The sequence below is a fragment of the Isoptericola nanjingensis genome, assembly GCF_050311635.1.
Classification (GTDB): Bacteria; Actinomycetota; Actinomycetes; order Actinomycetales; family Cellulomonadaceae; genus Isoptericola; species Isoptericola nanjingensis.
In genome coordinates, this window is sequence record NZ_JBNOZL010000004.1 from 331,766 (window position 1) to 343,458 (window position 11,693).

General features: G+C 74.6%; 13 protein-coding genes. 6 read left to right on the forward strand and 7 right to left on the reverse strand.

Features of this window, described 5'->3' with window-relative positions:
• Complete coding sequence (locus tag ACQP6G_RS09705) at positions 1 to 2,580, reverse strand: ATP-dependent DNA ligase (RefSeq protein ID WP_429764080.1); 2,580 nt, start codon at positions 2,578 to 2,580, stop codon at positions 1 to 3.
• Positions 2,581 to 2,803: 223 nt separating this feature from the next.
• Entirely contained in the window at positions 2,804 to 3,376 is a 573-nt protein-coding gene (locus tag ACQP6G_RS09710; RefSeq protein WP_429764081.1) for a DUF402 domain-containing protein, read from the reverse strand.
• Positions 3,377 to 3,518: 142 nt separating this feature from the next.
• On the opposite strand from ACQP6G_RS09710, the gene ACQP6G_RS09715 reads away from it, so the two are divergent.
• Together ACQP6G_RS09715 and ACQP6G_RS09720 are read left to right on the forward strand one after the other, a co-directional pair.
• Positions 3,519 to 4,295: an SDR family NAD(P)-dependent oxidoreductase gene (locus ACQP6G_RS09715; RefSeq protein WP_429764082.1), complete on the forward strand. Its 777-nt coding sequence runs from the start codon at positions 3,519 to 3,521 to the stop codon at positions 4,293 to 4,295.
• 24 nt (positions 4,296 to 4,319) lie between these two features.
• Positions 4,320 to 4,598 (forward strand): glutaredoxin family protein, encoded by a 279-nt coding sequence (locus ACQP6G_RS09720; RefSeq protein WP_429764083.1) that lies wholly within the window; start codon positions 4,320 to 4,322, stop codon positions 4,596 to 4,598.
• Between the two features lie 15 nt (positions 4,599 to 4,613).
• Here ACQP6G_RS09720 and ACQP6G_RS09725 read toward each other — a convergent pair whose 3' ends face one another.
• Positions 4,614 to 5,441, reverse strand: coding sequence for an ABC transporter permease (locus ACQP6G_RS09725; protein WP_429764084.1), 828 nt, complete (start codon positions 5,439 to 5,441; stop codon positions 4,614 to 4,616).
• Positions 5,438 to 6,403: an ABC transporter ATP-binding protein gene (locus ACQP6G_RS09730; protein ID WP_429764085.1), complete on the reverse strand. Its 966-nt coding sequence runs from the start codon at positions 6,401 to 6,403 to the stop codon at positions 5,438 to 5,440. The genes ACQP6G_RS09725 and ACQP6G_RS09730 overlap by 4 nt, the downstream gene beginning before the upstream one ends.
• A gap of 113 nt (positions 6,404 to 6,516) precedes the next feature.
• Here ACQP6G_RS09730 and ACQP6G_RS09735 point away from each other — a divergent pair, with 113 nt between their 5' ends.
• Genes ACQP6G_RS09735 through ACQP6G_RS09745 form a run of 3 tightly spaced genes read left to right on the forward strand, consistent with a single transcriptional unit; the run spans position 6,517 to position 8,593 of the window.
• Positions 6,517 to 7,647 (forward strand): sensor histidine kinase, encoded by a 1,131-nt coding sequence (locus tag ACQP6G_RS09735; RefSeq protein ID WP_429764086.1) that lies wholly within the window; start codon positions 6,517 to 6,519, stop codon positions 7,645 to 7,647.
• Between the two features lie 35 nt (positions 7,648 to 7,682).
• Positions 7,683 to 8,318 carry a response regulator gene (locus ACQP6G_RS09740; RefSeq protein ID WP_429764087.1) on the forward strand — a complete coding sequence of 212 codons (636 nt, stop codon included), beginning with the start codon at positions 7,683 to 7,685 and terminating at the stop codon, positions 8,316 to 8,318.
• Between the two features lie 53 nt (positions 8,319 to 8,371).
• Positions 8,372 to 8,593: an SCO4848 family membrane protein gene (locus ACQP6G_RS09745; protein ID WP_429764088.1), complete on the forward strand. Its 222-nt coding sequence runs from the start codon at positions 8,372 to 8,374 to the stop codon at positions 8,591 to 8,593.
• A 7-nt stretch (positions 8,594 to 8,600) separates the two neighbouring features.
• Here ACQP6G_RS09745 and ACQP6G_RS09750 read toward each other — a convergent pair whose 3' ends face one another.
• Positions 8,601 to 8,906, reverse strand: a complete 306-nt coding sequence (locus ACQP6G_RS09750) for a hypothetical protein (RefSeq protein ID WP_429764089.1) — start codon at positions 8,904 to 8,906, stop codon at positions 8,601 to 8,603.
• Between the two features lie 51 nt (positions 8,907 to 8,957).
• Positions 8,958 to 9,935, reverse strand: a complete 978-nt coding sequence (locus ACQP6G_RS09755) for a hypothetical protein (protein WP_429764090.1) — start codon at positions 9,933 to 9,935, stop codon at positions 8,958 to 8,960.
• A 182-nt stretch (positions 9,936 to 10,117) separates the two neighbouring features.
• Between ACQP6G_RS09755 and ku the strand changes: the two genes are divergently transcribed.
• Entirely contained in the window at positions 10,118 to 11,056 is a 939-nt protein-coding gene (gene ku / locus ACQP6G_RS09760; RefSeq protein ID WP_429764091.1) for a non-homologous end joining protein Ku, read from the forward strand.
• A gap of 9 nt (positions 11,057 to 11,065) precedes the next feature.
• Here the strand turns inward: ku and ACQP6G_RS09765 are convergent, their stop codons facing one another.
• Positions 11,066 to 11,623, reverse strand: a complete 558-nt coding sequence (locus ACQP6G_RS09765) for a TetR/AcrR family transcriptional regulator (RefSeq protein ID WP_429764092.1) — start codon at positions 11,621 to 11,623, stop codon at positions 11,066 to 11,068.
• Positions 11,624 to 11,693: the final 70 nt, after the last annotated feature.

Here is an 11,693-nt window from a genome sequence, read left to right on the forward strand (position 1 = left end):
TCAGCTCTCGACGCCGACGTCGTCCGGGCGCTTGTCGTCGCGCCACCCGCGCCACACCGAGTGCCGCAGCCGCGGTCCCTCGTCGTCCGCGCCGCCGCCCTCGTCGCCACCGTGCGTTCCGAGGTCGGCGGGGTCGCTCGTCCAGTCGCCGTAGGTCACCTCGGCCACGCGCTCGGGCGCGGCCCACCGCGCGTGCACCGCCTCGGTGCGCGGCACGCCGTCGAGCGGCGCGTCGTCCACGGGGTGCAGGTGCCGCACGACCTCCCGCCGCTCCGCCTCCTTGAAGCCCGTGCCGACCTTGCCCACGTAGCGCAGCACCCCGCCGTCGTCCGGCACCGCCAGCAGCAGCGACCCGGCCACCCGCGCGTCCTCGCGGCCCGTCCCCGCGTGCAGGGGGCGCCAGCCGACGACCACCACCTCCTGGGTGCGGGCGTGCTTGATCTTGAGCCAGTCGCGCGAGCGGCGGCCCGGCGTGTACGGCGACCGGCGTCGCTTGGCCACCACCCCCTCGAGCCGCATGAGGCGGCTGGTCTCCAGTGCCTCGTCGAGCGTGCCGTCCAGGGCGTCCGGCACGTGCACCGGGCGGCGCGGCGTCACGACCCGCGCCAGCTCCGCGCGGCGCTCGGTGTACGGCCGGTCGGTGACCGCGCGCCCGCCGACGACGAGCGCGTCGAACAGCACCAGGTCGACCCCGACCGCGCGGCGCGCCTTCTCGACGTCGCGCGGCCGGGTGAGGTTGGCTCGCTGCTGCAGGCGGCGGAACGACGGGCGCCCGTCCCCGTCGAGGGCGACGATCTCGCCGTCCAGCGCCAGCGGCAGATCGTCGTCGGACACCATGTCGGCGACCGCCCGCAGCTCCGGGAACGTCACCGTCAGGTCCTGGCCGGAGCGGGACGTGAGACGCACCGCGTGCTCGTCGTCGCCGTCCGCGCCGGCGAGCACCTCCACGACGGCGCGGAAGCCGTCCCACTTCACCTCGAACGCCCAGTCGTCCGGGTCGAGCCGGGCCAGCTCGCCCGGCGGCGCCGTCGTCGCGAGCATCGGGCGCGGCGTCTCGGCCGGCGCGTCGTCGGCAGCCGCGCGAGGCCGGGCCGCCGGCGGGCTCGGGCGGGCGTCGTCGTCGCGAGCCTCGGTCCCGGCGTCCTCGTCGCCGGGCTGCGTCTTGGTGCGGTGGATCAGCCACGAGTTCTGGTCGTCGCCGCCACGCCCGCCGGTGCGGATGAGGGCGAGCCGGCGGGAGCCGCGGCGCTCGCTGTGCAGGACGGCGATCACCTCGTCCTCGCGCCACTTCTCCAGGTCGTAGGTGCCGGCGTCCCAGATCGTCACCTCCCCGCCGCCGTACTCGCCCGCGGGGATGCTGCCCTCGAACGACCCGTACGCGAGCGGGTGGTCCTCGGTCTGCACAGCCAGGTGGTTCTGCTTCGGGTCGGTGGGCTCCCCCTTCGGCAGGGCCCAGCTCACGAGGACGCCCTCGTGCTCCAGCCGGAAGTCCCAGTGCAGGCGGCGGGCGTGGTGCTCCTGGATGACGAAGGTCGGCGCGCCGTCGTGGGCGTCCGGGTCCTCGGGGCCGAAGGGCTCCGGTGTCTTCTCCGGGTCGCGCTTGGCGCGGTAGGTCTCGAGCCGCTCGGCCGGGGTGCGCTCGAACGTCGCCATGCGCTCGGGCGTCGGCTCGAGCTGGGCCAGGTGCCCGGCCGCCAGGGGCTCCAGGAGGTCGCCGTCGCGTTCCAGCCGCTCGACCACCTCCGTGAAGGTGAGGTGGCGCAGACGCGGGTCGTCGAGCTCGTCCCAGGTGCGCGGAGCGGCGACGGTGGGCTCGTCGCGCCCGCGCAGCGAGTACGGCGCGATGGTCGTCTTGGCGCCGTTGTTCTGCGACCAGTCGACGAGCACCTTGCCCGCGCGCAGCGACTTCTTCATGTCGCTGACGACGAGGTCCGGGTGCTCGGACTCCAGGTGCCGCGCGAGCTCGTGCGCCACCGCGGAGACGGCGTCCGCGGTGAGGGAGTCGTCGTGCCCGAAGAGCGCGGCGTACAGGTGGATGCCCTTCGACCCGCTGGTCACGGGCAGCGGGTCGAGGTCCATGCCGCGCAGGACGTCGCGCGCCAGCCGCGCCACCTCCGCGCACTCGGCGAGGCCCGCGCCCGGCCCGGGGTCCAGGTCGAGGACCAGCCGGTCGGGCGGCATCGGCGTGCCCGTACGCCCGAACCGCCACTGCGGCACGTGGATCTCGAGCGTCGCCGTCTGCCCCAGCCACGTCAGCGTGGCGAGGTCGTTGACCAGCACGTAGTCGTTGGTCGACGTGCGGTGCTTGATCGAGCGCCGCGGCACCCACGACGGCGTCGACGCGTCCAGGTTCTTCTGGAAGAACATCTGCCCGGCGACGCCGTCCGGCCACCGCTTACGCGTCGCCGGGCGGTACGCCGCGTGCCGCAGCAGCGCCGGCGCCACCTGGGCGAGGTACTGCAGCACCTCGCCCTTCGTCGTCCCGGTGGCGGGGTAGTAGACCTTGTCCAGGTTCGTCAGCTGCAGGCGGCGGTCGCCGACCACGACGGTCTGCGGCTTGCTCGACGACGTGCGGGCCATGGCGCCATCGTCGCGCGAGGTGACGATGTGCGCGCCTCGGGCGGTTCCTCCCGCACGTCAAGTTCCCGGACGGAGCCGCCACGTGGCACGCGCGCCGTGTGCCACGTCGAGCACCTGAATTGCGTTGCGGCGGACTCGTGGGACGACTCGGATCCCACCCGCGCGCACTGACTCCTGGACGAGCTCGGCGCGACGGTGCGGAATCCTCGGAATTGCGGCTTCATCACAGCGCCGACGGGCTGCCCGATTCCTGCTGCCTGGTCGCGGCGAGCCGGTCGAGCCAGGTGCGGTAGTGGTCGCCGAACGGCTCGACGCCGCCGCGCAGGGCGGTGGTCAGCCACGCGGCCGCCGCTTCCGCCCGCCGGACGACGTCGGCCGGGTAGCCGTACCGCACCTGGTGGACGGCGAACTCGTCCTCGTCGTCCACGAAGACCGACATGTCGTCGCGGACGCGGCACACGTCGAGGTCCAGGTCGACCATGGTCACCTCGCCCGACGTCTCGTCCGTGCGCGTCCAGGTGGAGGGCGTGGCGACGTCGCAGTACGCGTCCAGGTGGGCCGGGGCCGCCTGGAACTCGGCGGTCCACCACGCGTCGTGGGGGACGAGCATGACCCGGTCGTCCTCGACCGCCACGACGGCGGTCTCGTGCCCGGGCTCGCCCCTGCGGTAGACGGTTCCTGCCGACGCGCCGAGCCAGACCCCGAACTCGTCCTCGCCCAGCCGCGTCATGGGGTAGTGCCAGTGCAGGCTGCCGTCGTACTTGCGCACCACGACCCGGACCTCGTCGTCGACCATCGCCCGAGGCTATCGGCAACGTGACCTGGTGCCCGTGCGGGGCGAGGCCCACGCGTGCCGCAGCCCGCCGTCCGACCCGTGCACCGGTGCGCGCCCCGAGCGCCCGTCACAGCGACGGGACGCGCGTGGCAGGGTTCTCCGCGTGAGCGACGCGTACCTCTCCTCCCTGTTCTCCCTCGACGGCCGGACCGCCCTGGTGACCGGCGGCAGCTCCGGTATCGGCCGGGCGATCGCGGGGGCACTCGCCCGGGCGGGCGCCCGGGTCGTCGTCGTGGCGCGCCGGGAGGCGGAGCTGGACGCCACCGTCGCGGAGCTGCGCGAGGACGGTGGCACCGCCGACCGGGTGAGCGCCGACCTGAGCACCCGCGACGGCGTGCGCGCAGCGGCCGAGGAGGCCGCCGCCGTCTTCGGCGAGCCCGACGTCGTCGTGAGCTCCGCGGGCATCAACCTGCGCCCGCCGCTCGGCGAGACGGACGACGCGACCTGGGACGCGACCATGGCGGTCAACCTCGAGGCGCCGTACCTGCTCGGACAACGGTTCGGTCCGGGCATGGCCGAGCGCGGGTACGGCCGGCTGATCCACGTGTCGTCCCAGCAGGCGCACCGCGCGTTCGTGCAGTCCGGCGTCTACGGGGTGTCCAAGGGCGGCCTGGAGTCGCTGGCCCGCTCGCAGGCCGAGGCCTGGTCGTCCCGCGGCGTCACCGCCAACACGCTGGTGCCCGGCTTCGTCCTCACGCCGCTGAACGCCCGGCTGCAGTCCGACCCGGCGCGGGTCGAGGCGCTCGCGGCCCGCACGATGGTCGGCCGCAACGGGCTGCCCGACGACTTCGCCGGTGCCGCCGTCTTCCTCGCCGGCCCGGCGTCCGCCTATGTGACGGGTCAGTCACTGTTCGTGGACGGCGGATTCTCCGTGCACTAACCCCATGGGGGTATGGTGCTGCGCATGACCGACGACACCACGACCGACCTCCGCCGCCCCGCGACCCTCACGATGTACGGGGCCACGTGGTGCGGCGACTGCCGCCGCGCCAAGCGCGTGCTCGACACCCGCGGCGTCGAGTACGTGAACGTGGACCTCGTCGCCGACCCCCTGCGCGCCGACGACGCCGAGGCGATCAGCGGCCGCAAGAACATCCCCGTGGTCGTCTTCCCCGACGGCGAGTTCTTCGTCGAGCCCACCGACGCCGAGCTCACGGCGAAGCTGGACGCCGTCGGCCTCTGACAGGCTCGACCCGCCTTACTCCCAGCGGAACCACACGGCTGCGGCACCCCCCGCCGCGACCATGCTCACGCCGAGGCCGACGAGCGCGGACGCGGGCACGCCGGCGCCGGCCCACGCCGCGCTCAGTCCGTCCACGGCAGCCCCGAAGGGGAGCCAGCCGCCGAGCGTCGTGAGCACGTCGGGCAGGTTCTGGCGCGGCCCGAACATGCCGCCGAGCGCCGCGAGACCGAAGAACGCGACGAGGCCGATCGCCACCGCGGAACCCGGCGTCGGCGCGACGGCCGCCACGAGCATCCCGACCGCGTACATCGCGGCGATCGTCAGCGCCAGGACGCCCGCCGCCACCCACGGGTCGGCCGGCGGCGACGCCCCCAGCCACACGAACGCGACGGCGAGCGCGATGGCGATGCCCAGCAGGATCTGCGCCACCCCGACGAGCGCCTGCGCACCGAGCACCATCGCCGGGGAGGCGGGGGTGACGCCGAGCCGCTTGAGGATCCCGCTGCGGCGGTAATAGGCGAGGAAGCTCGGCATGTTGATCACCCCGACGGTCGCGACGACCATCGTCACCGTCAGCGGGATCACGTAGACGTCCAGCGCGGTGCGCCCACCCGTCCCGGGGACGACCTGGTCCAGGCCCGGCATCAGCCCGTTCATCACGAGGATGAGCAGCGGCATGCCGAGCGGGATCACGAGCCCGGCGGTGTCGCGGGCCACCATCCGCGCCTCGGCGACCGTGAGCGCGCGCCACGCCCCCGCGCCCGGCCGCACAGCGCGTGGCGGAGGGCCCGGCTCGGGCAGCTCCAGCACCTGGGGGGTCGAGGGGTGGCGGGCGGTGGTCATGATGCCTCCAGGGGGCTTCCGGTGAGGGCGAGGAACGCGTCGTCGAGGGTGGGGCGGCGCAGCTGCGTCTCGGTCGCGACGACGCCCGCGGCGGCCAGGGCCGCGCTCACCTCCTGCAGCAGGTCGCCGCGCGCCGGGTCGTCGTCTGCCCCGGCGGCCGCAGCGGCGGCGACGACGAGCCGCGGGCCGGTCGTCTCGACGTGCTCGACGGCGGGCAGCCGGGCCACGAGGTCGGCGGCGCCGGCGTCGTCGGTGCGCAGGGTGACGGCGGGCCGCAGGCCGGCCCGGTCGATCAGCTCGGGCACGGTGCCGCGCGCGACGACGCGGCCGGCGTCGAGGATCGTCACGTGGTCGCACAGCCGCTCCACCTCCTCCATGAGGTGGCTGACGAGCAGCACCGTGACGCCGTCGGCCCGCAGGTCCTCGACCAGCGACCACATGCTGCGCCGTGCCTCGGGGTCGAGGCCGGTGGTGAGCTCGTCCAGGACGACGGCCCGCGGCGCGCCCACGAGGGCCAGCGCGACCGAGACCCGCTGCTGCTGCCCGCCCGACAGCTTCTCGAAGCGCACGTCGCGCGAGGCGCCCAGGCCGACGCGCTCGACGAGCAGGTCGGGGTCCAGGCCGCGCGGGTAGAAGGACCGGTACAGGCGCACGAGCTCGCGGACGGTCAGGGCGCCCTGGAGATACGCCCCCTGGAGCTGGACGCCGAGGACGGCGCGCACCCGCCCCCGGTCGGCCCGCGGGTCGAGGCCGAGCACCCGCACCCGCCCGGAGTCCGGGGCCCGGGCGCCGGCCAGGAGCTCCACGGTGGTGGACTTGCCGGCGCCGTTGCGGCCGAGCACGCCGGCCACCTCGCCGGGCCCCACGGACAGGCTCACGTCGTCGAGGGCGACCACCGGCGGGCGGCCGCGACCCCGGGTGCGGTAGGTCTTGCGCAGGTGCTGCGCCACGAGTGCGGTCATGGCGGCGACGCTACGGACGCGTCCGGCGCCGTCGCGCGTGCCGCCGGTCACGACCCGCGCCCATGACTTCCGGCACTCCTCGGCGTCCCGCCTCGCCGGATAGCGTGGGTGCCGTGCGCCGGCTGGGACCCGAGGAGACGTCCGGGCTGACGACCCTCGTCGTCTGCCTGGCGATCGTCGTGCCCGTGCCCTTCGTGGCGGACCCGGACCGGATGCTCGTGCCGCTCCTCGCCTGGGTCCTGCTCGCCGCCGCCTGGTTCGCCACCACGGTGGTCGCGGTCCTCGGCCCTCCGCGCACCCGACGCACCCTCGCGGCGCTCGCGGCCCAGACGCTCCTGGCCGGCGCGCTCGTGGTCACGGTGCCGGGGATCGGGTGGCTGCCGATCCTGCTGGTGTTCGGCGCGGCCGTGAGCACGTACGTCGCACCGGTGGGCGCGACGGTCGCCGTGATCGCCGTGAACACGGGTTCGCTGCTCCTGTCGTACCTGCTCGTTCCCGGCGAGGTCCGCGCATTCGAGATCCTGCTCTCCCTGGGGCTCTACCTGCTGCTCCAGGTGGCGAGCGCGGCGATCAGCGTCGCGCTGCAGCGCGAGCAGCGGATGCGCACCGAGCTCACCGTCGCGCACGCCGAGCTCGCCGCCGCGGCCGTGCTCGGCGAAGAGGCCACCCGGGCGTCCGAGCGGCTGCGCATCTCCCGCGAGCTGCACGACCTCATCGGGCACCAGCTCACCGTGCTCACCCTCGAGCTGGAGTCGGCCGCCCACCTGCCGGGCGAGCGCGGGGCGGCGCACGTGGAGCGCGCCCGCACCGTGGCACGCGAGCTGCTCGGCGACGTCCGCGCCACCGTGGGCGAGCTGCGGCGTCGCGCGCCCGACCTGCGCGACGCCCTGGACGCCGTCGCCGCGGCCGTCCCGTCGCCCCGGGTCGAGGTGCACGTCGCCGACGACGTCGTCGCGGACGAGGAGCAGACGGCCGCGCTGGTCCGCGTCACCCAGGAGGTCGTGACCAACGCCGTGCGGCACGCGGAGATGGCGACTGTGCTGCGGATCGAGGTCGCGGCGGACGACGACGGCGCGCTCACCCTGGTCGCCCGCGACGACGGCCTCACCTCGGGGCCGGTCAAGATCGGGCACGGGCTCGCGGGCATCGTCGAGCGGGCCGAGGCGCTGGGCGGCGGCGCGACCTTCGACGCGTCGGCGGGGTTCACGGTGCGGGCGCGCCTCGCCGCGCGGGTGGCGTCGTGACGGCGGACCCGGCGTCCGACGGGGGACGAGGCCGCGTGCGCCTCGTGCTCGCCGACGACCAGACGCTGGTGCGGCACGGCATCCGCAGCCTGCTGGAGATCGCGGGCGGCATCGACGTGGTCGCGGAGGCGGAGGACGGCGCGACGGCGGTCGACGCGGTCCGGGAGCACGAGCCCGACGTGCTGCTGCTCGACCTGCGGATGCCCGGCCGTGACGGGATCTGGGCGCTGGAGACGCTGCGCGACGACGGGCCGGAGGTCGCCGTCCTCGTCCTGACGACGTTCGACGACGACGCGCTCGTGCTGCGCGCGCTGCAGGCGGGGGCGCGGGGCTACCTGCTCAAGGACGTGACGCTGGAGCAGCTCGCGGACGCGGTGCGGACCCTGGCCGCGGGCGACACCCTGGTGCAGCCCGCGGTGACGGCGCGGCTGCTGCGGGCGGTCCGCTCGGGGCCGGCGCCGGCCGACGTCGTCCCGGCGGAGCTCACCGGGCGGGAGCGGGAGGTGCTGCGCCTCATGGCGCAGGGGTGGTCGAACCGTGAGATCGCGGACGCCCTGTACCTGGCGGAGGGCACCGTGAAGAACCACGTGTCGAACGTGCTGCTCAAGCTCGGCGCGAAGGACCGCACCCGGGCGGTGCTCCTCGCGCTGCAGGGCGGCCTGCTGGCCTGAGGGTTTCGTCGCCGGTTTCTTCGCTGGCCGGACCGTGGCTGATACTCGACGCCGTGGAGATCCCCGTCGTCTGGTCCGTCGTCCTGCTCGTCGCCGCCCTGTGGAACCTGGCCGTGTGGCCGTCCTTCTGGCGCCGCGTGACGAAGGACCCCCGCGCCCACGACGCCGCCGGCCGGCCCACCCGGTTCTTCACCGTGCACGCCGTGCTGGTGGGCGTGTCGATGCTGCTCGCCCTGCTCGTCGGCGTCGTCGGGGTCCTCGGCCTGGTCGGCTGACGGCCGCTCAGTCGCTCCCCGGGTCGACCGGGATCGCGAGGAAGAGCGCCGTCAGGACCACCGCGACCCCCGCCCAGCAGACGAGCATCCAGGTCGCTCCCGCGCGCAACGGGCTGGCCGCGGTCGTCCGTCGCCCGATCACGACGCGGCCGACCGCCAGTGCCACCAGTCCGACGGCGAGGGACCACGAGCCGAGGACCGTCAGGCACGTGAACGGGGCCAGGACCCCGAGACCGGCGCCGAGGAGCCGTGCGATGTCCGCCCGGGCCGCCGCAGGATGGGGGAGACCGGAGGAGAGGTCGTCTGCCGTCATGGGGACAGGATGCCGCCGGGCCACGGAGGGGACAAGGCTCGGTGCGGGCGCTCAGCGTCCGTGGTGCTGCCGGGGCTCGACGCGCGTCACCCAGAACTCGGTCGTCGGCTCCTGGGGCGTCGTGAACCGGGCGTTCGGGAGGTACAGCCCGCCCGCGAAGGCGGCCACCGTGGTCGGGACGTCGAAGCCCTCGTCCGTGAGCTCGCCGGTCACCGTGCCGCGCGTCCCGCTGCGGTCCAGGCGGACCACGGCCACGAGGTTCAGCTGGTTGCGCACGACGTACAGGGTGCGGCCCACCAGCAGCATCCCGTCACCGTTCGTGAGCGAGGCGTGGCCGTCCCGCGACGCGAGGTCCACGACCGTCGTCTCACCCGTCGCGGGATCGACGCGGTGGAGGGCGCCGGTCGTCGAGTTCACCACGAGCAGCCCGCGGCCGTCGGGCGTGGCGGTGATGCCGTTGGCGTTGAACCCCTCGACCTGCTCCCACGCGCCGGAGAGCGGCACGGTCTCGGCGGACTCGGGCAGCGCTCCGTGCCGGCCGAGCGGCAGCCGGTACAGCACGGCCTGCTGCGAGTCGGTGAACCAGGCGGCGTCGCGGGTGAGCACGACGTCGTTGACGAAGCTGGGCGCGGTGCTGAGCGCGTAGTCGGCGAGGACCTCGCCCGAGCGGGCGTCGACGATGCGCGCGGAGCCCGACGGGCCGCCCGCGACGAAGAGGCGGCCGTGCCGGTCGATCTTGAGGCCGACCGACGGCGTGCCGGGGCCCTCGCTCACGACCTCGCCCTCGCCCGTCACGAGGTTCGCGCGGTAGATGTCGCCGTCGGCGCGGGACCCGAACCAGGCCCACGGGCCGACGCCGGTGGCGATGCCCTCGGGGAGGAACCCGTCGGGCAGCTCGACCCGGTCGGGCAGCGTGCGGTGGTGCGGCGGGGCCGCGGTCGCGACGGTCGCGGGTGCCGCCGCGACGGCGACCAGCGCCGCGGCGGCGAGCGCGAGGGCCGCCGCCCGTCCTGGGCGTCTCCGGAACATGGTCAGTCCTCGATTCCTCGTCGATCCCCGTCGATCCCCGTCGATCTGGGCCTCGGGTGCGTGTCGAGCCGTCCTCCTCGCCACGCTATGCCGGGCGGCGCGCGGTCACGCGGGGAGGGCCGGTGCCGGGCGCGGGGCGGTGTGCCCTGGCGCGTCACCGCAGGTCGCGTGACGATGGTCACATGAGGGCGATCTGGAAGGGTGCCGTGACGTTCGGCCTCGTCAACGTGCCGGTCAAGCTGTACAGCGCGACCGAGGACCACGACGTGCCGCTGCACCAGGTGCACGACGAGGACGGCGGGCGCATCCGCTACCGGCGCGTGTGCGAGCTGGACGGCGAGGAGGTGCCGTACCAGCACATCGACCGCGCCTACGACGACGGCGAGCGCACCGTGGTGCTCACCAAGGACGACTTCGCGGCGCTGCCGGCGGAGGCGAACCGGGAGATCGAGGTCGTCGAGTTCGTGCCGAGCGACCAGATCGACCCGATCATGCTCGACCGCACCTACTACCTGGAGCCGGACTCGAAGAGCCCCAAGGCGTACGTGCTGCTGCGCCGCACGCTGGAGGAGACGGACCGCACGGCGATCGTGAAGTTCGCGCTGCGCCAGCGCACCCGGCTGGCGGCGATGCGCGTGCGCGACGAGGTGCTGGTCATGCAGACCCTGCTGTGGGCGGACGAGGTGCGCGAGGCCGCGTTCCCCTCGCTGGACGGGTCCGTGACGGTGTCCGACAAGGAGCTGGCGATGTCCGGCCAGCTCGTGGCGAGCTACGAGGCCGACTTCGCGCCCGAGGAGTACGAGGACGAGTACCAGGTGCAGCTGCGCCAGCTCATCGACGCCAAGATCGAGCAGGGCGACGCGCTCGACACGTCCGAGACGTTCGGCGAGCAGCCCGAGAAGGAGGACGCCGACGTCATCGACCTCATGGAGGCGCTGCGCCGGAGCGTCTCGGGGTCGAAGGGCGGGTCGAAGGGCGAGGCCGAGGAGAAGGCTCCCGCGAAGAAGGCCCCGGCGAAGAAGGCTCCGGCGAAGAAGCCGGCGGCGAAGAAGGCTCCCGCGAAGAAGGCCCCGGCCAAGAAGGCGCCCGCGAAGAAGACGGCGGAGCGCAGGACGGGCTGAGCCGCCGGGTCACGCCGGAGCGCCCCCGGCGGGGGCGCGCACGGCGGCGATCTCGCGCACGAGGGTCAGCAGCTCGTCGATCTCGCGGTCGTCCGGGCCTGTCGCGCCGACGGAGGCGAGGGTGTACAGGCCCTCGCCCATCAGGGAGACGGCGCGCGCGAGGACGGGGTCCCCCAGCTCGTCCTGGACGGCGGCCGTCCAGGCGGTCTGGGCGTCGTCGAGGACGGCGCGGGCGCGCGGGGACGCGCCCTGCGCGACGCGCGACGCGGCGAGGTAGACGACCTCGAACTCGCCACCGATGACGGTCGAGGTGCGCAGCAGGTAGTCCGTCGCGCCCTCGGGGGCGGTGCGCATGGCGTCGACGTCGGCGGCGGTGAGGACGGCCAGGTGGTCGAGCAGACCCTCGACGAGGGCGTCCTTGGAGGGGAAGTGGTAGAGCAGGCCGCCCTTGGACACGCCGGCCCGCTCGGCCACCGCGTCGAGCGTCGCGGCGCGCTCCCCGGACTCGACGAGGAGCTCGGCGAACGCGCGCAGGACCTTGGCTCGGGCGGCGGGAGCAGGAGGCATGTCGACAGCCTAGTGGTGAGGTGTTACTGTACCGGCTGGACGGTGCGGAAGTTCGGCATCACCATGTCGC

What these genes read in the sequence shown, in the direction of transcription:
- ACQP6G_RS09705 (WP_429764080.1), bottom strand. Translation starts at nt 2,580, where the DNA reads ATGGCCCGCACGTCGTCGAGCAAGCCGCAGACCGTCGTGGTCGGCGAC.
- ACQP6G_RS09710 (WP_429764081.1), bottom strand. Translation starts at nt 3,376, where the DNA reads ATGGTCGACGACGAGGTCCGGGTCGTGGTGCGCAAGTACGACGGCAGC.
- ACQP6G_RS09720 (WP_429764083.1), top strand. Translation starts at nt 4,320, where the DNA reads ATGACCGACGACACCACGACCGACCTCCGCCGCCCCGCGACCCTCACG.
- ACQP6G_RS09725 (WP_429764084.1), bottom strand. Translation starts at nt 5,441, where the DNA reads ATGACCACCGCCCGCCACCCCTCGACCCCCCAGGTGCTGGAGCTGCCC.
- ACQP6G_RS09730 (WP_429764085.1), bottom strand. Translation starts at nt 6,403, where the DNA reads ATGACCGCACTCGTGGCGCAGCACCTGCGCAAGACCTACCGCACCCGG.
- ACQP6G_RS09750 (WP_429764089.1), bottom strand. Translation starts at nt 8,906, where the DNA reads ATGACGGCAGACGACCTCTCCTCCGGTCTCCCCCATCCTGCGGCGGCC.
- ACQP6G_RS09755 (WP_429764090.1), bottom strand. Translation starts at nt 9,935, where the DNA reads ATGTTCCGGAGACGCCCAGGACGGGCGGCGGCCCTCGCGCTCGCCGCC.
- ku (WP_429764091.1), top strand. Translation starts at nt 10,118, where the DNA reads ATGAGGGCGATCTGGAAGGGTGCCGTGACGTTCGGCCTCGTCAACGTG.
- ACQP6G_RS09765 (WP_429764092.1), bottom strand. Translation starts at nt 11,623, where the DNA reads ATGCCTCCTGCTCCCGCCGCCCGAGCCAAGGTCCTGCGCGCGTTCGCC.